9 protein-coding genes, 2 tRNA genes and 1 rRNA gene are annotated in these 24854 nt (G+C 53.5%); 5 read left to right on the forward strand and 7 right to left on the reverse strand.

The annotated features are described in order from the left end of the window. Window positions 1–64 precede the first annotated feature (64 nt). From Pla52nx_RS07890 to Pla52nx_RS07900, 3 genes are all read right to left on the reverse strand, one after another. Window positions 65–2955: ribosomal RNA gene (locus tag Pla52nx_RS07890) — 23S ribosomal RNA — on the reverse strand. Between the two features lie 1688 nt (window positions 2956–4643). Beyond that, window positions 4644–4716, reverse strand: a tRNA-Ala gene (locus tag Pla52nx_RS07895). Window positions 4717–4806: 90 nt separating this feature from the next. Further along, a tRNA-Ile gene (locus Pla52nx_RS07900) sits at window positions 4807–4880 on the reverse strand. Between the two features lie 384 nt (window positions 4881–5264). Between Pla52nx_RS07900 and Pla52nx_RS07905 the strand changes: the two genes are divergently transcribed. Both Pla52nx_RS07905 and Pla52nx_RS07910 read left to right on the forward strand, forming a co-directional pair. Beyond that, window positions 5265–7196: a redoxin domain-containing protein gene (locus tag Pla52nx_RS07905; protein WP_146522494.1), complete on the forward strand. Its 1932-nt coding sequence runs from the start codon at window positions 5265–5267 to the stop codon at window positions 7194–7196. 836 nt (window positions 7197–8032) lie between these two features. Beyond that, entirely contained in the window at window positions 8033–8581 is a 549-nt protein-coding gene (locus tag Pla52nx_RS07910) for a hypothetical protein (protein WP_197454962.1), read from the forward strand. An 864-nt stretch (window positions 8582–9445) separates the two neighbouring features. Here Pla52nx_RS07910 and Pla52nx_RS07915 read toward each other — a convergent pair. Both Pla52nx_RS07915 and Pla52nx_RS07920 read right to left on the reverse strand, forming a co-directional pair. Beyond that, a complete protein-coding gene (locus Pla52nx_RS07915; protein ID WP_146522496.1) occupies window positions 9446–10240 on the reverse strand; it encodes an IS5 family transposase in 795 nt (264 codons plus the stop codon). Window positions 10241–10958: 718 nt separating this feature from the next. Beyond that, window positions 10959–13001 carry a WD40 repeat domain-containing protein gene (locus Pla52nx_RS07920; RefSeq protein WP_146522498.1) on the reverse strand — a complete coding sequence of 681 codons (2043 nt, stop codon included), beginning with the start codon at window positions 12999–13001 and terminating at the stop codon, window positions 10959–10961. 1429 nt (window positions 13002–14430) lie between these two features. On the opposite strand from Pla52nx_RS07920, the gene Pla52nx_RS07925 reads away from it, so the two are divergent. The 3 genes from Pla52nx_RS07925 (at window position 14431) to Pla52nx_RS07935 (ending at window position 20419) form a co-directional block, all read left to right on the forward strand. Further along, window positions 14431–15627, forward strand: a complete 1197-nt coding sequence (locus Pla52nx_RS07925; protein ID WP_146522499.1) for a sialidase family protein — start codon at window positions 14431–14433, stop codon at window positions 15625–15627. Window positions 15628–16295: 668 nt separating this feature from the next. Continuing rightward, a complete protein-coding gene (locus Pla52nx_RS07930; RefSeq protein ID WP_197454963.1) occupies window positions 16296–16892 on the forward strand; it encodes an ECF-type sigma factor in 597 nt (198 codons plus the stop codon). Further along, window positions 16889–20419: a serine/threonine-protein kinase gene (locus Pla52nx_RS07935; protein ID WP_146522501.1), complete on the forward strand. Its 3531-nt coding sequence runs from the start codon at window positions 16889–16891 to the stop codon at window positions 20417–20419. The genes Pla52nx_RS07930 and Pla52nx_RS07935 overlap by 4 nt, the downstream gene beginning before the upstream one ends. Window positions 20420–21111: 692 nt before the next feature. Here Pla52nx_RS07935 and Pla52nx_RS07940 read toward each other — a convergent pair. Beyond that, window positions 21112–23418 (reverse strand): leucine-rich repeat domain-containing protein, encoded by a 2307-nt coding sequence (locus tag Pla52nx_RS07940; RefSeq protein ID WP_146522502.1) that lies wholly within the window; start codon window positions 23416–23418, stop codon window positions 21112–21114. 153 nt (window positions 23419–23571) lie between these two features. Further along, the gene (locus tag Pla52nx_RS07945) at window positions 23572–24768 is read right to left on the reverse strand and encodes a xylose operon transcription regulator XylR (RefSeq protein WP_146522503.1); all 1197 of its coding nucleotides are present in this window, start codon (window positions 24766–24768) and stop codon (window positions 23572–23574) included. Between the last annotated feature and the right edge of the window lie 86 nt (window positions 24769–24854).

Below are 24854 nucleotides of genomic sequence, written 5' to 3' on the forward strand. Positions count from 1 at the left end.
TCGGTAATCAGCAGTTTTCTACGGAGTCGTCAACAAACCTGACAAGTTTGAGTGCGGGATATCGACGGCCAATCCTTCGCCCATTAGTACTGGTTAGCTGAACACGTTACCGTGCTTACACACCCAGCCTATCAACCTGGTCGTCTTCCAGGGGGCTCTCGACTAATGTCTACGAATCCTAATCTTGGAGCGGGCTTCACGCTTAGATGCTTTCAGCGTTTATCCTTTCCGAAGTTAGCTATCCAGCCGTGCCGCTAGCGCGACAACTGGGACACCAGAGCTTCGTCCAACTAAATCCTCTCGTACTAAAGTTGAATCTCCTCAAGATTCGAACGCCCACGGCAGATAGGGACCGACCTGTCTCACGACGGTCTGAACCCAGCTCACGTACCACTTTCATTGGCGAACAGCCAAACCCTTGGGAGCTTCTACACCCCCAGGATGTGATGAGCCGACATCGAGGTGCCAAACCGCATCGCCGCTGTGGACGCTCGGATGCGATAAGCCTGTTATCCCCGGAGTACCTTTTATCTGATGAGCGATAACCCTTCCATTCGGGATTACCGGATCACTAAGACCAACTTTCGTTCCTGCTCGAGTGATGGCTCTCGCAGTCAAGCACACTTCTACCTTTACGCTCTTCGCCTGATTGCCGACCAGGCTGAGTGTACCATTGTACTCCTCCGTTACTCTTTGGGAGGAGACCGCCCCAGTCAAACTGCCCGACTGACACTGTCCTTTGCCCAGATTCATGGGATCAAAGTTAGAATTAAAATATGACCAGGCTGGTATTTCAACAGCGGCTCCCTCAACACTGGCGTGCCGAGTTCAAAGCCTCCCAGCTATCCTACACAAGACATATCTCAACCCAATATCAGCCTACAGTAAAGGTTCACGGGGTCTTTCCGTCTAACCGCGGGTACGTGGCATCTTCACCACGACTACAATTTCACCGGGTCGGTGGTTGAGACAGTGCTGAAATCGTTACGCCTTTCATGCAGGTCGGAACTTACCCGACAAGGAACTTCGCTACCTTAGGACCCTCATAGTTAGGGCCGCCGTTTATTGGGGCTTCGGTCGCGAGCTTCAGTCCGAAGACCTAACCCTCTTCCTTAACCTACCAACACCGGGCAGGCGTCAGTCTCTATACATCCACTTGCGTGTTAGCAGAGACCTGTGTTTTTGATAAACAGTCGTTACAGCCGATTTTCTGTGGCCCTCAGCAGCTTGCACCGCCAAGGGCGCCCCTTATCGCGAACTTACGGGGCCATTTTGCAGAGTTCCTTAACCACCGTTCTCCCGAGCGCCTTAGAATACTCATCTCGCGTACCTGTGTCAGTTTTAGTACGGTCAGTTGCTTAACCTAGCGGCTTTTCTTGGACGTCCTTCCAATGACTTCGAGAACTTATATGCTCTCGAGCTATGCCTTGTATTACGCGGGTCATTTAACTCCCGCCAACTCAGCTTTCGCTACGGACATTTCTATTCGTACCGCTCACTTTCTGGACGCCGTCCCCGCATCGAATACACAACCGGCGCAGGAATGTTGACCTGCTATCCATCGTCTACGCCTTTCGGCCTCGACTAAGGTACCGGCTAACCCTGGGCGGAATTGCCTTCCCCAGGAAACCTTACGCTTTCGGCGAACAGGATTCTCACCTGTTTTATCGTTACTCATTCCGGCATAATCACTCGAAGACCCCGACACCACTCGTTACCGTATGGCTTGTATCTGGTCTTCGACGCTCTCCTACCGCTTGCAAAGCAAGCCCGCTGCTTCGGTGTAGTACTTACTCCCGTTCATTATCGGCGCAGAAATGCTCGACTGGTAAGCTGTTACGCACTTTTTAAATGGTGGCTGCTTCTAAGCCAACATCCCAGCTGTCACGGCACTTCAACTTCCTTAGTGACTGAGTACTACTTCGGGACCTTAGCAGGCGATCTGGGTTGTTTCCCTCTCGACCCTGGAGCTTATCCCCCAGGGACTGACTGCCGAGATAGTTTTACCGGTATTCGGAGTTTGGTTGAGTGAGGTACCCCGGGAAGGGCCCCCATCCCATTCAGTCTCTCTACCCCCGGTAAATAGTGGCTCGACGCTATCCCTCAAGATATTTCGGAGAGAACGAGCTATCTGCTGGTTTGATTACACTTTCAGTCCTCCCCACAAGTCATCCCCTCAGTTTTCAACCTAAGTGGGTTCGGTCCTCCACGCAGTTTAACCCGCGCTTCAACCTGCTCATGGGTAGATCACACAGCTTTCGCGTCTGCAGCATGCGACATATTCGCCCTATTAAGACTCGGTTTCCCTTGGGCTTCGTCCCGTCAGGACTTAACCAAGCCGCTTACCACAACTCGCCGGATCATTATGCAAAAGGCACGCCGTCACCCGTGGTTAAACCATAGGGCTCCGACCGCTTGTAGGCACATGGTTTCAGGTTCACATTCCTCCCCTAGCAGGGGTTCTTCTCACCATTCGCTCACGCTACTGGTTCGCTATCGGTCATTGAGGAGTATTTAGCCTTGCGGGATGGTCCCCGCGGATTCAGTCCAGGTTTCACGTGACTGGACCTACTCAGGTGCTCCTATGGTGCGTATCTGCTTTCGCGTACGGGGCTGTCACCCTCTATGGCGGCTCTTTCCAGGGCCTTCCACTAGCGATACACAATCCAATATTGGAGTCCTACAACCCCACGAAGGAAACCTTCATGGTTTGGGCTGTTCCGATTTCGCTCGCCGCTACTGACGGAATCGATTTTTCTTTCTCTTCCTCTGGTTACTTAGATGTTTCAGTTCACCAGGTTACCGCATCCCGACCTATGTATTCAGTCAGGTGCAATTCGGGTACCTCGGGATCATCGCTTGTTTGTCAACTCCCCCAAGAATTTCGCAGACTTCCACGCCCTTCATCGTCTCTCAATGCCAAGGCATCCCCCATGTGCCCTTGATAGATTGGCCGCCAAAATCCCGAACTCAAACTGAGTCGCCTAAGCAACCCAGCTGAATACGCAATTTCGTTGGATCTATCCTAACGATATCACATTTCGCCATTCACTCGACTGAATCGAAGTCTGCCGAAGCAAACTCTTCAACACCCAAGCAATTGACTAGCACAGAATCCTGTCAGATTCGTTATTCTAATGTGTCGACCACAACTACCCAGCCAGCAAGCTGACTCGAGCAACCGCAATCGACAACGCTTCCGAAGAACTATTTGTAGTCACCAAATTCAATTACCTTGCAACGCTCTTGCGAGTACTGCGGTGGTAACTAAACGTGGCGATCAATAGATGCCAATTACCGAACAACCAAATTGTCAAAAATCAATGCCTTGTCGGGCCTCCGTTGGGAGGCAAAACAAGGGACGCTGCTGATGGGCAGCCGTTCGACACAAGAGCCATTGATGACTGGTGTGTCGGGCGGTCGCTCACAAGCGAGGGCGAAGATTAGCGACGGCGAATGTTGCCGTCAACCGAGCTTCGCATGAAATCTGAAAGAAAGTTTTCTCTCCGATTTCAACCCTCCCTGGCGGTCTCCAACGTGCGTCGGATGATGTCTGCCAGCGAGAAAGGAAAGATACCGGGGAAGTTCTGCCGGTCAACCGCTGATGGCCAAAAGTTGGCAAATTTTTCAGCAAGTCGTTTTTCGGCACGTTTTTCGCGTCAAAGGACACTTTCCGTTCTCGTCTCTCCCGGCTCAACCGACCGTTTTGGCCTCGGGAATCTAGTTCATCGGTCCCGCAGATCGGTTTCGTGAGTTCATTTCTGCTCAATTCACTCTGCACTCTGAGTCGCTGCAGTGAGCGGAATCCTCCGCTGCGCCGGCTTCATTGGCCAAAGATGAGAGTGAAGGTGTCCTGGGCAATTTCGGGAGCAGCCGGATTCTCCACGTCTTTGTACCATCCATTGGTCACCAAAGATTTGCATCAGTGATTGCTATTCACTGAGCTGATGTTCTGAAAACTCCGTCCGAATGAGAGGCAGGTAGGGAATCATTTCGAGCATTTGATCTCTTTGTTCTGTCATGAGCTCAGAGCGATTGGTCGCGTTTCAGCCGGCGATCCAGGTCAACCAGGATCAGTTCAGCCAGATTCGCGAGGAGCGTTTTGTACTCGATTGGGAGAAAGGTCGTCGATTGAAGCAGAGCTACCCGATTCCCAAGCCGCAGCTCCCAATCGCCTGCAGATTCGCCTTAGATACCGGTGTATTTCGGAGAATTGGTCTGAGCGAGTGTCTTGCAAATGCATGTCAGATCGCATGATGAAGCGATACGTTGGCAACCAAAACGATCAGTGGCCCCCCGTTCGCCGCGGTTATTCATGAGAAAAGCCGCTGGACGTAAGGCCATGGGTTTTTCACACGGTTAGCCCGAATCATTCATGCGGATGTTTGATTTTAGCGCAAACAGATTCTTGACAATGAGTTGTGACATCGTCGGGTTATGAATCATCTGGGCTAGCACAGTGAGGCCATGGCGTGGCCGAAAGTATCGGTAGGGAAACTGCGTCCAGAATGTCTTCAACGCTGGTCGAGGATTGGCCGAATTGCGGCGTCACAGACGCGTATTGTCGCGAGAATGTTCCCGATTGACGCCGGTGTAAACGAAAAAAGCCATTTGTCACCTGGTGACAAATGGCTTTTTTTAGATGGAGGTAGACGGACTTGAACCGACGACATCCTGCTTGCAAAGCAGGCGCTCTCCCAACTGAGCTATACCCCCTCCTGCACCCGCGAACGGGTACACTTGAGACTCCTAGAATCTCACAATTCTTCTTCGCCGCCAAGGGCGAAACCGCCAATGAAGGCGAGATGGGCGTGCCAGAACTCGAATCTGGGACCTCGTCGTTATCAGCGACGCGCTCTAACCAACTGAGCTACACGCCCGAATCCTGAACTGCTTTGCGTCGGCCCACAAGTGGACTTTCTCAAATCAGTTCCCCACACCAATTCAGGTGTGAATCGCAGAGTGTACGCAAAGTCGTTTTCCTGTCAAAGGGAAGACGCCAAGAGTTTTTCGCCCAATCTCTGTCGAAGTTGTTCTTTCGGCACGCTACCCATGTTTGCTTAAATCGACATTTTCCTGAACCCCCAGGTTCGTGCAAAATAGCGACTGGGCCGAGAATCCTGTTTGAGGCCCGAAAATTGACGCGTCAATCAACGCGTCAATCAGCACTGAAATCAACGTTTTTCCCTGTTTTGGATGGCTTGCGAGCTGCTTCACAACCGGGTTCACCCTTTCGAGTCACTTCACTACCGGACAAAAACTTCATGACGGATCGAAAAAAAAGCCGCTGCACCGCCCGGTTCCCGCTGGCCTCTACCGCCCGGCTCTCGCTGACATTGCTGGCCGGCCTACTGGCTTCCACGGCCGGATTTGCCGCCCCGCCCTCGGCTGCGGAGGCCCTGAAATTGACGCCGGTTCAAGCGGACGTGCGTTACGAACAGGTCCCCACAGAGGAATTGTCCACCTGCGTCGTACGCGATATCGACATCAAAGGCTGGACGGGCTGGGAAGTGGCCAGCGGTGACGGCACCGTTTTGCGACGTTTTGCTGACACCAACGCCGACAACAAGATCGACTTGTGGTGCTATTTCAACCAAGGCATTGAGGTCTACCGCGACATCGACGGCAACTACAACCGCAGCCCCGATCAATATCGCTGGCTCGGCACCGAAGGCACCCGCTGGGGCTTGGACGAAAACGAAGACGGAAAGATCGATCTGTGGAAGCGGATTTCCGCCGAAGAAGTCACGGCCGAATTGGTGCGTGCACTGGGAGAAGCCGATCCGGTTCGCTTCACACGTCTGCTGGCCACCCCCGGAGACCTGACCAACGCCGGCGTCTCTGCGGACGCGGCCGAGCGTTTGGTCGATCGCATGAAACGTGCCGCAGCTGATTTCACCGGCTTGGCGAAACGTCAAACGACCATCGGGCCGGAGACCCAGTGGGTGCAGTTCGCCGCTCCCGCCCCCGCCGTGATCCCCTCGGGAACCGATGGCGCTACGTCAGATCTGGTGGTCTACGAAAATGTCGTTGCGATGTACGAAACGAAGAAAACGCCTGGCCAGTTGCTGGTCGGTTCGATGATCCAAGTCGGTGACGCATGGCGATTGGTCGGGCTGCCCAGTATCGGCACCGATGGCGAGCCCGTCGCACAGTCCGCTGGCGTTTTTCTGTCTCCAGGTCTCTCCTCCGGCGGCACCGGCGCGCTCGGCTCGCCGGCCGACGACGCGACACAGCGATTGGTCGCCACCCTCGAAAAATTGGACCAGCAACTCCTGACCGCTGGCGACAGCGACGCGTCTAAACTGCACGCCGCCCGCGCCGATGTGGTGGAGCGATTGATCGCCGCGGCCGGCAACAAGCTCGATCGGGAAACGTGGACACGTCAGTTGGTCGACACCGTCAGCGTGGCCACCCAAAGCGGCAAATACCCCGAAGGCTTGGCTCGATTGGCCAAGGTTTCGGCAACCTACTGCGAGGGCAACGAGACCCTGGCGGCGTACGCGGACTACCAGACGATCGCGACGGAGTACGTGACCCGTCAAACGAAGGACGCTGATTTCGAAAAAGTGCAAACCTGGTACTTGGAGTCCCTGGAAAAATTCGTCAAACGCTACCCACGCACCAATGAGTCCGCCCAAGCGATGTTGCAATTGGCGCTCAGCAAAGAGTTCGAGGACAAAGAACGCGAGGCCCTGGGGTACTACAAAACGGTGGCCACGGAGTTCACCGGCACCGACATGGGTAAAAAGGCCGCCGGCGCGGTTCGCCGCTTGGAGTCGATCGGTAAACCTGTCGAATTGCAAGGCAAGACGATCGGCGGCGACGCGTTTCAACTTTCCAAGTACCGCGGACGCCCCGTGGTGCTGCACTACTGGGCGACCTGGTGTGAGCCATGCAAACAAGACATGGTTCTGCTGCGTCGCCTGCAAGCACGCTACAAAAGCGTCGGTTTGACCTTGGTCGGTATCAACGTCGATGCCTCTCGCGCCGACGCGGAAGGATTCCTCAAGGCCAACCCGTTGACTTGGGTGCAGTTGTTCGAGGAAGGCGGCTTGGAGTCGAGCCCACTGTCCAACGCGTTCGGCGTGCAAACGTTGCCGACGATGATGCTGATCGACAAGCAAGGCAATATGGCCCGGCACAACGTCCGTGCCGCCGAATTGGACGCGGAAATCGAAAAGATCGTGAAGTGAGATTGAACTGATTTCAGTCAAGCGTCCACCACGCGTCGCAACGTCAAGCGGGAGCCTCCACGGCTCCCGCTTTTTTCATGGAAGCGTTTAGCGTGACTCGGTGGTCTACACGGGGATCTCGGGAAAGACCGCCGTGCCCATCATTGATCAATGCGACGTCCAAGCCAACGTGAAAGGAAGCTTTTTAGCTTTTTGGTGCCACCCACCAATCTTATAGGCTCGCCATGGCTTTGGGGTTCGAAAAGGGGAAGGGGGTTTTAAAACGAGTTTCGTTTTGTGGGTCGCACCATTTGGCCTTAAGTTGGAGTCTAGCCTTTAGGCGATTGAGCACTGGACTCCAACATGACTGGATTCTTTGGATGCGGTGAGTCGTTGAGATTGTTTGGGCAGCATTGGTTCCCGCCGGCCGGTAGCAAACGTCTTGGCTCACTGGCGAGGCCGACTACCTGTGACGCGATGAACGAGAGATCTTTTAGGGAAAGTATTTTAACGCGCGAGATGAGTTCGAGAAAAGGGGAAGGGGGTTTTAAGGCAGTTCACGCAGAAGCCCCGCGGGTTGCCAGTCACACTCCCTCGATGTTTAACACGATGGACGACCGCACAAAAACTGGCAAAAACGAAAAGATGTTTCACAAATCCGCGTTGGAAATGTGGGTAAAGACAAGGCTGTCGCCGTCGGCTCACAATTGATAAACAGTGCCTAACGTAGCGACACCCCAACTCTTGAACTGCACGATGCACTATAATTTGCGTTTTGTGAATTCTAGCGTTCCTATTTGGGTCCTATCAGCGTGATGACAACAAAAGTGATTCGTTGCCCGTCCTGCGAGAACGTCATGCGAATTCCCAGTGGCAGCGAAGACCGAATACGGTGTCTGACGTGCCAAACCTTGCTGCAAATCCCTGATCGACAGACGAACCTATTGCCAGTGTCTGGTCTCGATCACCCTGCAGAAGTTCAGCCGGTCCAAAACCCCTATGCGACAGGTTCGACGACTCCAGAGATTCCGAATGGACAGCCTCCCTCGGTCTCTTACTGTTGGAGTCTCGTTGCGTTCACATTCGTGGGATCGACTGTGCTTACCGTCGTGGTCTATTTGCTTTCTTCTCAGCTAGCCGTTGTCCTCGCGGCAGCCGTGATCGGTATTGGTAGCGTGGTCACGATCGTCTCCGCTATTCGTATTGTTGTCCTCGCGTTCAAACGAGATGTGTCTCAGGGGCTAATGTGCGTTGTATTTCCTTTCTACGTCATGAAGTACATGTTTCGCGACTGGCAACGGACTTGGTTTACGAGCATGTTTCTATTGTGTGCGACCATCGCAATGCTGGGTTGCGCCTCGGGTATGATCCTCGGCTTCCTTGTTGATGTCGTCATGCATCACTGAGTCCTGTGTTTTCAGAATCGCAAAAAGGGGAAAGAACGCGAAAAGGGGAAGGGGGTTTTAAGACGAGTTCGCTGACGAGGCCAAAAAAAACTACGGTTCCAAACGCTCGTTCGAATTAGTTGACAGGACGACATTTGATTTGCTCAACTGACCAAAATCGCTATCTGATCTAACCGTATCTTGAACAAGGTCGACGAGGTTGTCGGCGTATTTGTCAGGTGGCGAGCTAGCTAAATTAATTTTCCATAGGTATAAGTGAACGCGTTCACTAACTGTCAACAACCGTGCACCGTTACGCTCCGCCACATCGATCGGGGGCAAACGCTTGTTCTGCCAAACGGTTTGCGATAGGCGGCACAGACATAGCACAGCGGTGAGCAAAAGCAGCATACCAAATCGAATTTTGAATTCGTATTTCCTGCTTCTACTGTCTTTCGTTTCTCTACTCGTCATCATCATCATCCGGTAAAGCAGGCAAATCAGTGGTTATGACCGAATTGTCAATGACGCCGCCCAGTTTCCACTTATAAGCCTTCGTCGTTTCCAGTCTATCATCCTTGCTTTTTGGTGCCACCCACCAATCTTATAGGCTCGCCATGGCTCTGGGTATTTGTGTGCCGACTGCGACGCATCGCATTTCCACCGTGTGCCCACATCGGTCACCACGAGACAGGCCTTCAATCGCTGTTGACGATCAGCCTCTCAAACATCCGTTTTGTGCGTGGCACCAACTGGCCTTTAGTTGGAGTCTAGCCTTTAGGCGATTGAGCACTGGTGCAGTTCAGGTTCGAGCGGCTCAAGCCTGGACTCCAACATGACTGGATTCTTTGGATGCGGTGAGTCGTTGAGAACGTGTTTTGAAATTCAGTTTTCGGCCCTTGCCAGCCGTCGGGTCATGAGGTCGATCATTGCGATGTAGATGGCTGCTTCGGAATTTTCAGTGAGTCTTTCGTAGTCTTTTGAAAGCCGACGATGTCGATTTAACCATGCGAATGTGCGTTCAACAATCCATCTCTTTGGTAGGACAACGAATCCTTTCACATTGACCGGACGGAGTACTGTTTGCAGTACCACTCGGCAGGTTTCTTTCGCCCAAGCCGGCAACCCACATTTGCCGTAGGCACTGTCGGCAAAGACAACCTTCAAACGTCGATACGTTTCTTTGATGCGATGAAATACGAAATGTGCTCCTTCGTAATCCTGAAGATTTGCAGCATGAACAACGACCACCAGAACCATCCCAAGCGTATCGACAGCGATGTGGCGTTTTCTCCCGGTCACCTTTTTCCCCGCGTCGTATTCGCATTGCTCACCACCCTCAGCGGATTTGACAGACTGGCTGTCAATGATGGCGGCAGTTGGCGTGGGCTTCTTCCCAGCAGCTTTGCGTACCTTTTCTCGAAGTTTGTCGTGGATCTTTTTCCAGGTGCCGTCGATTCGCCACCGTCGGAAAACCCCGTACACAGTATTCCAGTTGGGAAAATCACTCGGCAAGTATCGCCATTGGCACCCAGTCCGATTCCAATACAGAATCGCATTGATGATCTCTCGTCGATTAATTGGCTTTCGCCCAAGACGTTTGGGCTTCGGCAAAAGACGACGAATCAATTGCCATTGTTTTTCAGTGAGGTTACTGGCATATTCCTTGCCTGGTGACATCGCTACAGCTCCATCCTTGGGATTTAAATTGCACCCGGAGCTGTAGCGATTTTTATGCGCTCAACGCAATTTCAAAACACGTTCTGAGATCGTTTGAGCAGCATTGGTTCTCGCCAGTCGGTAGCGAACGTCTTGGCTCACTGGCGAGGTCACACTACGTGTGACGCGATGAGCGAGAGATCATTTAGGGAAAGTGATTTTGGCGTGCGATATGAGTTGAAGCGAAGCGGATTCCTGTCGGGAGCGCTCGGCCGATTGGGTGAATGTTCAGTTGGTGGGTGGCACCATTTGGTCGCACCATTTGGCCCGTATCGGCGTCCGACTTCTTTTCCCGTTCACGCAACAAGAGAAAGTACGATGACTGCGCAAACCAACACTGTGTTGAATATCCGAGAATCGTAGATGCTACCTTGACAGAAAAGCGAAGCAAAAAAAACAACGATCGTTAGAACAGCGCCGACAAAGCCAGCTCGCAGAATATGCATTTGAATTGATTCTGCTCGAAAAACTCCAAGGCAAGTTTCAACAAGGCTGATATCTGCAAACGTTTTTCCGCCTCTCCCTGCAGATGCAACAAAGATATGTATCATCAAGAACGCACACAAAGTGACTCCAATCAACGCATACACAGCATCTTGTATCGCTTTTAGCAGGTTATGATGGATTTTCACGGGTACGCGAAAAAAGGGAGGGCAGGAGTTAAAGCGGGCACTATACGCTACTCAATCTCAGGAAGTTTCCACTCAACACCAGTGCCATCCGTGCAGCCGCCTGCAAGAAACCGGTTGTCAGATGAGAACACCAAGTTGCTGGACGAAGGGGCTGAATCATTGACGATTGGACGCTCCCAGATTTTTTTGAGACTGATCATGTCCCATAGTGTGACATCTGCATCAAATTGACTGCGGGGAGATGTCACAGCGAGCATTGCGCCGTCGTGTGACAGAGTTAAATCTGATGCTGCAAGAGGCAATTTGAATGGCTCTCCAATGGGTGACCAGTCCTTTGTCGACCAAATACGACCACTTCCTTCGTATTGTGAGACTATAATTGACTTCCCTCGCTCCGCGAATTCAAAGGCACCCCCATCCAATGTATGAATGAGTTCGCCGGTCTCTAGATCCCAAAATTTAATCAACCCTCGCCCACTTGGACCCACTTTGGTCGCAGCGATGGTGCCGTCCGGAGACACTTTAAGTCCGCTGGAAAAAATCCCAAGGTTCTTGATCTCCCATTCGACAGCACCGTTTTTGGCCTCATAACAGCGAAGTCTGGTATCATAACGATCTATGTCTGACGGCTTTGCAACCTCTTTTTCTTTTACAAGACAGAAAAGCTTATCGCTCGTTTCCGAGAATTGAAATGAATACGGGGCTCCTTCTCCTGCAGCGAAACGGGCTATTTCGCTCCCATCCATCACGTTGAGTACGATGATCTCCGAAGCCTTTCTCGAAAACAGTCGGCTTCCATCAGCTGATACCGAAAAGGGCGGCGAATGGAACTCAGGAAACACTCGTTTCGCAACTCGCAGATTAGCTATTAGTCCTCCGCTTCTTGTATCCCACACGCGAATCGTTCCGTCGGTGCTAGATGTAACAAGTCGCTTCCCTTGTGCAGCGTAGCTCACCTTTTTTACGATAGACTCGTGTCCCTGAAGCGGATCAATCTCCTGTCCGCTATCGAGACTCCAAAATCGAATTTTTCGGGGTTCATCTTCCAAAAGAACCGCGAGCCTGCTCCCTCCTGGTACACAGTCGATATCAGAGACTGGCCTTGGGTGTCCAGTATCGATACTTGACTTCTCGGCATTGTCGATGAGATCCCAAATGAGTATCCGACCCTTAGAAACAGCATGGGCAATCAACCGATTGTTCAAAAAGCAAACTGGAAGCCTCGTGGCACCAGTGTGCAATGACGCCGGAGTTAATTTTAAGGTCAGCGAAAGCTCCGCTGTAACCGTATTCCAAACCTTCGTCATTTGACCTGGGAAGCTAACTGCCAGGAATCGATCGTCGGGTGAAAAACACATTGCTGCGGAAGCAAGTCGCAATGTGCCGCTGTCTGCGGAGACGATCTTCGCCCCTTTCATGGACAGCACATCCCAAAGCACAATACCTGCGTCACCTCTCACCGCTACAAACCTACCGCGTGAAACGCAAATGTCTTCTATACTTCCTACATTTGGGTGAAACTCATCGACCTCAAGGCCGGTAAACAGACTCCATGATCTTACCGATCCATCTGCAATTTGGCTAAGTTCTGGTTCCTTACTGGCGAGTCCCAGATAGAGTTGCTCTTTAATTGGTGAGAATGCCGCGGCACCCACGGCGAGGTTTGGGCTCACTCGAAAGGTTGCAGGCATGCTGCTATGTGTGACAACTTTTTTGGACTGATGGAACGTTGCGAGATGGCTGTCCCCCGTAAAGCCACAAGAAAATATATTAGATGCCTGTGTTAAAGGAACTAGACTTAAATCCTGCATATCATAAAGGCGGGCGACTTCTCCCCAGCTCACGAGCATCCTTCCATCCCCGGAAAAGCGGAGGTGCCTATAGTCGCCATGAAACTGAAAACAGGAGCCTCCGAATCGATGGGGATACTCGTCAAAAAACTGCTGAGTCTCTTTCAAGTCGGTCGCAGCGTTTCCGGACTCGGTCTGACGAACTTGCCGATGACTTGAATGGATCGAATGCAAGTACATAGCAACAGAAACCGCCGAGATTATCAGCACCGCAGCAATAAGAATTAAATATCGCTTCATCTTAAGCTCTTGGACTTAGTAAACCTACATCCGTCAACATTTACCTTACGAGAAAAGCGGGTTCTCGCCTTTCCTCTCGTCCAGAATTCGTAGCGTTATGCATAATAGCTTCGAGCCAATTCGCGAAAAATGATCCAAGTTGGTGTGCCTTGATCTCAGGTGAATATCCAGAATCAACTCACGACGTATTTTCCAGGTGTGTAGGCACTTTGAAGAGTGCAGATGAAGTTCAGCGCCAGGATGAATTTCGGTGAAGACGCTAAACAGGTCTTCAACCATGGGTTCAATCGAATGCCAAACTTTACATGAAACCGCCGGCGCCACAGAGCGAGAAACCCACGCTTCACCGAACGAAGACGATTCGGCCAGAATCCGCCACTTCAACAATGGGATCCCACACCAGGGTAGTAAAAACTTAGTCCGAATTCCATATCCAACGAGAAGGTCTAGGTGTACGCGTAATTCGATAGGGGAACGTACTCGCCACCACGGATAGGGCCCCTTTTTCAACCAACGGAAATCAGGATTCATGAACAAACCTCGTGTATTTCGATCTACGAGCTGATTCAGACAGCCTGGTTTTCTCGAACTGCGTTATCTATCGCAGTCCCTCAAATCAAGCGATGGCTTTTTGGTGCCACCCACCAATCTTATAGGCTCGCCATGGCTTTGGGTATTTGTGGTGCCGACTGCGACGCATCGCATTTCCACCGTGTGCCCACATCGGTCACCACGAGACAGGCCTTCAATCGCTGTTGACGATCAGCCTCTCAAACATCCGTTTTGTGCGTGGCACCAACTGGCCTTTAGTTGGAGTCTAGCCTTTAGGCGATTGAGCACTGGTGCAGTTCAGGTTCGAGCGGCTCAAGCCTGGACTCCAACATGACTGGATTCTTTGGATGCGGTGAGTCGTTGAGATCGTTTGAGCAGCATTGGTTCTCGCCAGCCGGTAGCGAACGTCTTGGCTCACTGGCGAGGTCCACTACCTGTGACGCGATGAGCGAGAGTTCATTTAGGGAAAGTGATTTTGGCGTGAGCGAGATGGGTTGAAGCGAAGCGGATTCCTGCCCGGGGGTGCTCGGCCGATTGGGTGCATGTTCAGTTGGTGGGTGGCCCCATTTGGTCCGTTACCTGCGAGAAGATCAAAAACGAAAACCAAATCTGGCCTGCCGCGTCAAAGAGGCCTGACCCCTTTGATCCTTTGCCCCTTTGATCCTTTGACCCCTTTGATCCTTCAGCATTTGGGCCCAACAGTCCGTACCGCCCTCTGTGCCAACCAAGTTCACCCGGCCCCCAAAACGTTCACCTCAGGCGGAGAACCGCGTTGACGTGCGTCAATCTTGCCACGGAGAAACCAGGCGTCAGGTCGACGGATTATCATTAAAGGGCTGATCGTCCCGCCAAATCTGCCACCTTCGCAACATCCATCATGACTGAAAAAACATTTGACTCTCGTGGGAATTCATCCCAAGTCCGCTTTTCTCATCGCATCGTCTCAGCGGTAATCTTTAGTCTCGCGGCGGTCATGCCTTCGGTCACGTTGAGTGCCGACGAGCGTGAGTACCAAGGCGACATCTTTGACGTGACCACGATCGACACGCTTGAGCCCGATGGGCCGTACGGCAAAATCTGGGAACCGTACATCGCAAAGTGGGGAGCGAAGCACTTTGTTGCCGTGTATGGATTGGAAGTGCGCGGCAAAGGAGACATGGGTGATATCGTTTGCTCGATCTCCCGCGATGCCGGCAAGACGTGGGGGCCTCGCGTCATGGTGTTTGATCACCGCCAACGAAATGGGACGGTCCAGTATGCGTACAACAACGCGATTTTGTTTCGACCGCCCAACCAGGATTTGATTTGGATGTTTGCGATGCGTGCCCCGCTTCACTATCGCGACAGCGAGAACGCTGACTTGGTCGCGGCCTACAGTGCCGACGGCGGATACTCATGGCACCACGTCGAAATCGCCATGGACTACCAGGGATCGCTGATCATCGTCGCTGGGATTGAAGCGATCGAGCGTGACGGAGTGACTTATTACCTGTTACCGGCACACCGCAACTCTTTGCGCCGTGATCCGCACGGGGATCGTCGACAATTTGTTTTGGAAAGCACGAGTTTGCTGCATTGGAAATTAGCCGGCTATGTTCCCTACGCCGAAGAAGATGCGGTTTTTCTTCACGAAGGTGGGATCGCCCCCACCGACCGCGCCGGCGAACTGAAAATATTGATGCGGACCGCGACGTTGGATCGCGAACGCCCATTGCCCAATCCACTTGCCTATTCGTCGACCAGCACAGATGGCGGCAAAACATGGTCGGTCGCCAAGCCTGAACTCGAATTGCCCAATTATCGCTCCAAGAGTTTCTTTGGAAAAAACAGTGACGGTGTGCAGATCTGTGTCTACGGTGACTCCGTCGATCGACGTGGGTTGTATTACAAGACGCGGGCAGAAAATGGCCAGTGGTCGCAGCAACGTGACTTCTACGTCGCCGACAATCGCAATAGCTACCCGACGCTGATCGAAGACAAGCCGGGTCAATGGCTGGCCGTATGGGACAGTTCCAATTCGCCGGACGAAAAGCGAACCGCCATTCGATTTGGACGAATCAAGTCAAAGCCGTAGGTACGCCTCATCAATAGGTGGCGTAATGGATTTCGCCAGAAATCCGGTCCGAAAGGAATTCTGGCGAATCCCACTACCAGATGCGTCAGGTAAATGAATCGACGCTGCTAACGAACACTGATCAGCAAACGCCTGACCCTAGTCGTCGGGGAACGTGAAGTTTATCGCTGACATCTTTGACTACCTATCAGTATGGGTGCTGATTCGGGAAAGCGAAATTGGATCCCGCGGGGGATCGCAGAAGGTAGCGACGGGGCGCCGAAGGCGCACCCGTGGTATGCGACGACCATGTTGAATCGACCCCGCAGGGTGTCGCAGACTTCTCGGAATCTGGGCTGCGACCGCCTCCGGGGTCGGTTCGCGTCAGGCCGAATCAACCGGCGATGATCGCAGCGCTCTATCGCCGGCTACCGTCTGAGACCGCTTCACGGTCCTATGCAGCAACAATTCTTTTCACTTTCCGAGGCGATGGCGGTATTAAGCATGACGTGTGGAAAAGATGCCGTTGGGACGGGCCATCAGGGCCCCCAGGGCTGCTCGACGAACCGGCAAAGATGCTGTGTCCCCAATTCTACCCATTTGGGCTAGGATATTGCGCTTCACAACTTGATTCGAATGATGCGGTTTTGGGTGGTCTGCCCTTGGCCTGCATCGCTGGATACCCACTCATGTCACTGGGATTTCAACCGTCCGATCCGTCTGTCACTCGTTGGCTGCAGGAACTGCGTCAGGGCGATGAACGTGCGGCCCGTCTGCTGTGGGATTTTTTCCGTACTCGAATGCTGAATCTTGCGAGGAAGCAGATAGGCCAAGGTGGGGCGGCCGCTTACGACGAAGAAGATGTCGCTTTGAGTGCCTTTGCCGCTCTCTGTGATCGTGTTCGTCAAGGCTCGTACGAGATGCTGGGTGACCGCGTCGAGCTATGGCAGTTGATTTCCGTCATTCTGATGAACAAGGGGCGTAACCGAGCTCGTTCCGAAGCCCGGACTCGTCGAGGCGGTCGTCTGACACGGCAGGAACTGTCCGAAGAACTCTTGGCGAGCATCGGTTGCGACGATTCGGATCCGGCGCTGACATTGTCGATGCAAGATGAATGTCGTCGCCTACTCACCATGTTGGAGCGACATGAAGTTCAATTGGTTGCGCTTTTGCGAGTCGAAGGATACACGAATGAGGAGATTGCAAAGCAACTGGGGTGCACGAGACGTTCCGTACAACGCAGGATCAATTTGATTCGCAAGCTCTGGTCTGGGGAAATCGAATGAGTGATCGTTCGAGTGAAAGGATCAGACGTCAGAGCCTGGAACTGGAGGATCTTTGCAGCGACTTCGAAAATCAGTGGAAGCCCGAGATGCCGTTCGGCTCGCTCGTTGCTGAGTTTTTGGAGCTTGCCGATCCGTCCTTGAGAGACGAGTTGGCCGTCGAGCTTTTTGCTTGCGACATCGAGTTGCGGTCGGCACAGGAGCAAGTCTTCAGTCGCGAGGACTATCACGAGCGATTTCCGGATCGGGAATTGGCAATCGACAGCGCGTTCCGCTTGCTCGATGCCGAGTGGGATTTGGCAGATTGCGATGCCCAAGCACAACCGCCGACTCAACTAGGTGACTTTCAAATCATCCGTGAAATCGGCCGAGGCGGCATGGGGATCGTCTACGAAGCCTCGCAGCAATCATTGGGCAGACGCGTCGCAATCAAGACTTTGTTTGTGCATCCGATGCTCCACTCAGATGCCGTTAAGAGGTTTTCGCGTGAATCTCGCACGATCGCAACGCTGCACCACACCAACATTGTTGACGTTTTTGGCAGCGGGGTGGATTCCGGCGTGCATTATTTTGCGATGCAGCTTGTCGAAGGCAGCAGCTTGCGAGGGCTGATTCGTCAGCGGCAACGGCAACGCGGCGAGCTAGGCTTGCCGTCGCAAGGTGAAAAGAGTCATCACAGGGAGACTGCCAGGATCGGTTGCCAGGTTGCCCGGGCCTTGGCATATGCTCATGGCCAGGGCGTTCTGCACCGAGACATCAAGCCATCTAATTTGCTGTTGGGTAAGGATGGTGAAGTCAAAGTGACTGATTTTGGATTGGCAAAACTTGGCCAAGAAGACGACGGCTCGACGAAAGTTGGTGACGTCATCGGGACTCTTCGCTACCTGCCGCCAGAGTCGATCGATGGACAATGGGATCAGCGTGGTGACGTCTATGGACTGGGCGTCACTCTGTATGAAATGCTCACGTTGCGGCCGGCATTCAACGAAGGCAATCGAGCGAAGACGCTGGATCAGATCTCAAGCGGGAACGTGGTTCGTCCGCGAAGTATTGATTCGAGCATCGATCGGGACTTAGAGACCGTCGTGATGAAGGCAATGGCACGCGAACCCGGGGACCGTTACCAAACGGCGCAGGCGATGGCGGACGACCTGCAGCGATTTCTCAATCTGGAGACCATCCGTGCTCGACGCGCCGGATATGCCGAACGATTGTGGAAATGGTCTCGTCGAAGCCCTGCCATGGCGGCTCTGTGGGCGCTTTTGATGTTCGTCGCGGTGATCGGCGTTCCCGTTCTGTCCACCTTGTGGCACCGCGCAACGTTGGCGAGTGTAGAAGCCGATCAGCGTCGAGCCGAAGCCGAGCAGGCACGAGAGTTGTCCGATGTGAGGGACTATGGCAGCCGGATTCAACTGGCACATAAATTTGCGGAAGACGGGATCGCTCCGGAAGCGTTGCAAGTGTTGGATGGCGTCGTCGGTGATCCGTCCAGCGACCGGCGGTTACACAGGACGGATCGTCGCGATTGGGAGTGGCACTTCCTGCATGAGCAACTCGATAGCTCCACCATGACTTTGCAAGGTCATACCGGTCTGATTCATTGTGTGGCAGTTAGCCCTGGTGACAAGCTCATCGCCACGGTTGGTGGCTCTTCGCGGAAAATGAACCTGGAGCAAACGCCCGGAGAGGTCATCGTATGGGATGCCAGGACGGGTGAACAAAAGCTTGTCCTGCCCGGAGGCTCGACAGGTGTGACGGGGGCCGCGTTCAGTCCCGATGGAGACCGATTGGCAACCATCAGCTTCAGAGCGATCGAAAACAGTAATGATCCGCCCGGTGCAATTAAGATTTGGGATACATCCAACGGCAGATTGTTGCAAACGATCGAACAAACCGGCGAATACCCCGAGCGTTTGCTCTCTGGACTCTTGGGCAGAAGCGTTCTGCCCGGCATTCGATACAGCAACGACGGAAAGTGGCTCATTTCTTGGCCCGAACCGGTCGAGATTCGTGACGCCCGATCCGGTGAATTGGTGCGGTCGGTGCCAGGGGCATCGGTCGACTTACTGCCCGACGGTCGGTTGTTGGCCAAGCCGTTGCGTGGGCCGTTGCGCGTCTTCGATGTGGAGTCCGGCAAAGAACTCTCAAAGCTATCGACAATCTTTCATCCGTTGTACGAAATTGCTGCGGATGCAGATGGGAAAAGTCTGTTCGGCTTGTTTAAGGATCACGCGTATGTTTGGGATCTCCCAGCGAGGAAGTTTCGTGCGATTCCAGCAACGGACATCCAATGGGGAACTTTCGTGCCAGGTGGTGAGCAGTTTGTGTTTGGAGACCGACGCGGATTGCTGCACTTTGTCTCGTTAGATAACGGCCAGCGTCAGCAGTTGCGAATGGGGCATCGCTCCTCTATCTCACATGGCGCGTTCAGTCATGATGGACGCTGGCTGGTGACCGCAAGCCACGATGGTTCGGCGCGGATTTGGGACTTGCAAAAGAATACACATTCGCGTGTGATTGAGACTCGCCTCGGTAGTGATGCGATCGGTGACATACAATTTGGTCGTGTCGGTGAACGGGTTTTGTTTGCCGCGAGGCAGAAAATGGATCGGCCCGGCGTGGTCGGCTGGCACGATCTGGATTCGAGTGACAGCGATTCGGTGGAGCTGCAAACGACCTTCTATTCCAATTGGCCGCGAACCGATTTTGCTTTCAGCGCCGATGGCCGGTTCCTGGCAGCTCCCGCAGCGGAAAGCCAGCCACCGTCGCCCACTCAAAACATCGGCTTCGCTCAATCCAAGCGAATCCATATTTGGTCGGGAGATTCATTGAACTTGCTGGATTCGATCGAAGTCGGTTTGTCCGAAATCGAATGCATCGCTTGGAGTCGGGACGCAAAGAGACTCGCCGTTGCAGGCACAAATGATAAGAAAATGGTCGTTCTGGTTTTCTTGCTTGAACATTCCGCCGATCCGACCGTTTTGCATGTCCAAGCCAAATCTCACAGCGTTCAATCAGACGAAGAGCAAGCGATGGCGATGGCTTTTCATCCTGACGGGGAACAGTTGGCTGTCGGGACCGATCAAGGAATCCAAATGTATGTCCTCCACCCGGACGGGAAATTAAAACCGGGTGTTCGTTTTCCGAAAACTGTCTCGAAAGCCGTTTTTCTCGACTTTTCGCCCCTGGGAGATCGGCTGGCAGCCGCCAGACACGGGCAACATGACGTTGCGGTATGCGATGTAAACTCCGGGCAAATTGTTTACGAAGTCCCGTCCTTTCACGATGTGGGCTGTGTCCGATTCAGTCCGAACGGACGGCGACTGGCCATGGTCGGCTATGAGAGCATCGTTGATTTGCGTGACGCAGAGACAGGCGTCCGATTGATGGCGCTTCGTGGAGCCAGTTTGGGACCCGGACGAATTGGCTTTACTCCACGCGTAATCTTTAGCCCCGATGGTCGACGTATCGCGACCAATGATTGGCAGGGACGCATCACGGTTTGGGGGATTGACGCATCTCTACCATGAAAGCGGATTTGGGGCACAGGCGTTAGTGACGCAGCCGTTACACATGGATCACTTAAAAGCCTGTAGCCCCATCACCGCAAACGGTGAACAGGCTTTTCATTCAGTTTCCTGACATTGGCTCAGTCGCGCCATGTCTGATCGGACTTTCTGGCCCACCACCATTTCCTTCGTGTTTTTACTTTCTGTTCATTCCAATTCATGCGAGGGCTCGAATGAATGCTCGTGCAGAAGACGAGTCGACCCGCACGTCAAACGCTTCGAGAGTTTCACTTCAATGCCATCCTGGTTAGGTGCCGATTCCCTGGTGTGTTGGCGAATGATTCCGCAGGTGTTGCACTGAAGTTCAAAAACGCGACATGAATGTGAATTCCTTTTCCAAACTCATTAGCATGCTGCTACACCAGGGGCTCTCCTCCATAGAACACCGAAGCGGCCGGCGAAAGTGACGGGGGGGAGGGGGATTTTTGGAAAAAATTTCAGGGACTCGACTTGGTCTGCTTTTGCGATTCTTTCGGATCGCCACCACCTCACCCTCAGCTTGCGCCCGGCGGGGTCGCGAGCTGTTCGCGAAAACATACATGGGGGACGTGCGAAAAATGAGTGTCCTGTCTCGTTGCAACAATCACGCGGAGCGATGATTGCTACGTGGATTTCGCGACACTCGTTTTCCGCACGTCCCGAGCAATCGTCTGCTACCGGCCCGACTGCACCGTTATCTTTTTATCAGGCGTTGCCTCCTGCAATCGATCAATGCCCGTCTGGGTCACACGCGTCGATTCAATGTTGAGATAGTGCAAATTCGCGAGCCCATTCAGTTTTGCGAGCCCCTCGTCGCTCACGGCAGTGTCCGCTAGTATAAGTGACTTCAATGCGGGAAGTTTACTGATGGCATCCATCGCGTCGTCTCCAATCGAGGTTGTCGCTAGCGAGAGCCACTTGAGCTTTTGGAACTTGCTGATCGGCTCAATCATGGCATCGGTGATGCCTGGGCCGAACAAGCTCAACCGGGTCAAGTTCAAGGCGCTAAGTTGGTCCAGGTAATTTTTGTCGATCACCGAACCCTCGAAGGTAAGCGTCGTCAGGCTGTCAAGCTTTTTAACTTGCTCGAAGACCTCACTGGTAACACCAGGGTTTTCTCGCAAGGTCAGCATCTGAAGCGATTTCAGGCTGCCTAGCTCTTTCAGCGACGCGTTTGTCACACGCGGGCATCCGCTTACGTTAAGCAACGTAATCTTGCCTTTGGTAGCGAGTCCTTCGATCAGCGAACGGATGCCGTCGTCCGTAAACCGCCCGCCGATCAATTGGAGATTCGACAAACTCGCAAGTTGCGTCAAGGTTTTGATACATTCATCGCCGACGGACTCCGATTTGATATAGATCGATTCCAGATCCACTCGCTCGCCAAGAGCGTGGATACCAGCGTCTGTTACCTTGTCCGAATCGATGAAAATCCCTTTTAGCTGCACGCCCTTAAGCATCTTGAGATGTTCGTCCGTGCTCACATCACGCAATAGAAAAACCGTTGAGAGGTCCGTTTCTTTCTTCAGCTTCTCCACCATCTCGTTGGTGAGCTCCGCCCGTAAATGCGCATTCTTTCCACCGGAGACGGGATTGTTGGTGAAACCGATCGCCGCAGGTGGAAGGACCGCACCGACAGGACCGACGCCGCCTTTGGACGTAGTGACCCGAGCCAATTGTGGAAGTGCCTCCTGCAGTCGGGCGGCCCCCTTTTCGGTTACGTCCGTGTCTCGGAGCGTGACGTATCGCAGTTTGTTGAGTCCCTCCAAGTGCCCAAGTCCCCGATCGGTGATTTGTGCGTCACTGATGTAGAGTCGGGTCAGTTCTCCCAAACTTGCGAGGAACGTCATGCTGGCGTCGTCGATCGATGTTTTGAACAGAGAGAGATCGACGAGCGGAGCTTGCCCAAGAGCCTTCCAGCCTTCCGCGGTGATGTCTGGCGACAGCGAGATTCTCAAATCTAGCGGTATTTTGATCTCAGCCAACTCTTGACAGTCATGGTCCTGGATTCTCTTGACAGAAAGATCCAACTCGCTGAGGTGCGAACACTGATTGATCCAACTTGAAAAACCGATCGCTATCTCGGGATCATTCAATGTCAACTTGTCAATTTGGCGGATCTCGGACAAGTATTCGAGTGCCTCGCTGCCGTCAAGTTCATACAGCGCAAGTGATCGCAAGCCGCTGATTTTTGCGAGGTGCCGTACTCCTGCGGCGGTCACTCGCATCTTGTGCACCGTCAAATTGTCGAGCGACGCCATTTCGGTGAGGCTGTGTAGCCCCTCATTGGTGACAGAACAGTTCATCAGCTGCAGATGAGTAAGCTGTCGTGCATTGACCAGGGACTTCAACCCCGCATCGGTGATTTCGACGCCCGTCAATGTCGCTGATCGAAGCGACGGCAGGCGACTTAATTTTGCAACCTCACGATCGCGGGCAACGCTCACGGAGAAGATTTCATCTTTGGTGCCCCGATGAATTCGTGCGCCTGCCTGAATCAATGCTTCCACGGCACGATCTTCATCCGTCATCGTGAGGTTCTTGAGCTTGCTGGCTGCAAGGTTGGCAATGCGACCGGTGGGATGGGTCGCCAGACGTCTCAGCGCGGCCAACGCCGCATCCGAGTTGTTTTTTTCTTTGTCTTGGCAGATTTCGGCGAGAGCCTCCAAGCACCGTGAACTCGATTCCAAATCCGCTGAATTGGTGCCCTGCTCTAAAGCATCGATCGCGTCTTTTCCGCTGGCGACAAGAGCTCGAAAAGCCGTTTGACGCTGCTGGAACTGGTTGCTGCCGAGGTCCGAAATGGCCTGGGCAATTTCCGATCGTGATTGGAGGTCCGAATCGCCTCCGTTTGTCTTCGATGATTCCCGGTCGGTGGTCTGCGCTGACACGTCGGCGACGTCGCAGATCAACGATCCAATGAAGCTCACGCTGACGACGAGCGTCAACAGTGCCAAACGGTCATACAGTTTTCTGCTCATGTTATGTCCGGTATGAAGTTGACGGGAGTTCAATTGATCGCATCAACGTTATCGTACAGCAAACTGACGCGCCCAAGCGAAGGCTTCTCGTGCTTCCCCCGCGGCTTAGCCGGAATCGTTGGGGCACGAAACCTGGGACTAGCGTCCCAGGCTTTACGCCTCCGCCGCCTCCGCGGTTTTCAGCGACGAGCCATGCGTTCGTTTTCCTTGGCGGTACTCGAGCGGAGTGACTCCGATGTATTGACGGAATGCTTGCGACAGGGAGGCTCCGGATGCTAATCCAGATTCGGTTGCGATTGACGAAACCGATCGGTCTGTATCGAGCAACAAACGGCAAGCATGCTCGAGTCGGACGCGGCGAATCTCCACCGCAGGGCTGCGCTTCAGTAAAAGGCGAAAGCGTTGTTCGAGTCGGCGACGCGAGATGGGAAAGGCACGCGTCAAATCGGCGACGTTGATGCCTTCCGTGGCGTGGTCGCGAATGTATCGGAGAATCTCTGCGATTTCTTCGTCGCCGATGGCAAGGATTTCCGTCGAATGCCGTGATCTCACTCGCAGCGGGGCGATCCATTTGGTGCGTTTCGGCGTGGTCGCTCCATCCATCATCCGTGAGAGTATCGTTGCCGCGGTTTCTCCGATCCGATGGCTTGCCAATTCAATGGCGGAGATCTGCGGCGATGCCACGTTGCAAAGCAACTCGTCATCGTCGCCGGAAAGAATTGCCACGTCGTCTGGAACGCGAATGCCTTCTAACGTGCAGATCTCGATCAACTGCCGAGCCGGATACGGGTCTGCGGCAAACACTCCGAGTGGTCTTGGAAGCCGAGCCAGCCATCGTTGCACGTTCGCATGATTGGTCAGCCATCCGCTCTGGTCGTCGCTGTCGGTTTGGTACAGCGCGCACTGAAATCCCTCCCGCGTCACCGTGCGAACAAAGGATTCCGATCTGACGTCGGAGTAGCGGCCAATCGGTGGAGCATAACAGGCAAAATTGGCAATTCCATGATTGCGAAGATGGTCAAACGCGAATCGTGCGCGAGCGTTGTCGTCGGTTGCCACGCGAGCAAACCAACTTTGCTTGGGCACCATCGCCGAAACGTCTACGACCGGCAGTTTCAGTTGTTTCACATGTCGGGTCAGCGACGTCGTTCGCAGTGATGCGATGATGCCGTCGCCTTTCCAGACCTTGGGCAATCGCAGTCGCCCCTGCGCGTCCCGGGGAGCAATCAAAACGGTCCAGCCGTTGTTTCTCGCGGCTCGGCAAACCGACTCGACCACATTGCGTCCCCATGAATCGTCGGTTTCGACAAGGATCCCTACCTGACGAATTCTGTGTCCTGAGGCTGGCATTGGATGAACACCTGAGGCTGCGGTGGGACGTGCGGAAAACAGTTGTCCTGTCACTTTGCAAGAATCACGCGGAGCGATGATTGCTA

It is taken from the genome of Stieleria varia (genome assembly GCF_038443385.1).
GTDB lineage: Bacteria > Planctomycetota > Planctomycetia > Pirellulales > Pirellulaceae > Stieleria > Stieleria varia.

Bases quoted from the DNA above. Each gene is read 5' to 3' on its own strand.
- Pla52nx_RS07905 (WP_146522494.1), top strand. From the start codon at position 5,265: ATGACGGATCGAAAAAAAAGCCGCTGCACCGCCCGGTTCCCGCTGGCC.
- Pla52nx_RS07910 (WP_197454962.1), top strand. From the start codon at position 8,033: ATGCGAATTCCCAGTGGCAGCGAAGACCGAATACGGTGTCTGACGTGC.
- Pla52nx_RS07915 (WP_146522496.1), bottom strand. From the start codon at position 10,240: ATGTCACCAGGCAAGGAATATGCCAGTAACCTCACTGAAAAACAATGG.
- Pla52nx_RS07920 (WP_146522498.1), bottom strand. From the start codon at position 13,001: ATGAAGCGATATTTAATTCTTATTGCTGCGGTGCTGATAATCTCGGCG.
- Pla52nx_RS07925 (WP_146522499.1), top strand. From the start codon at position 14,431: ATGACTGAAAAAACATTTGACTCTCGTGGGAATTCATCCCAAGTCCGC.
- Pla52nx_RS07930 (WP_197454963.1), top strand. From the start codon at position 16,296: ATGTCACTGGGATTTCAACCGTCCGATCCGTCTGTCACTCGTTGGCTG.
- Pla52nx_RS07935 (WP_146522501.1), top strand. From the start codon at position 16,889: ATGAGTGATCGTTCGAGTGAAAGGATCAGACGTCAGAGCCTGGAACTG.
- Pla52nx_RS07940 (WP_146522502.1), bottom strand. From the start codon at position 23,418: ATGAGCAGAAAACTGTATGACCGTTTGGCACTGTTGACGCTCGTCGTC.
- Pla52nx_RS07945 (WP_146522503.1), bottom strand. From the start codon at position 24,768: ATGCCAGCCTCAGGACACAGAATTCGTCAGGTAGGGATCCTTGTCGAA.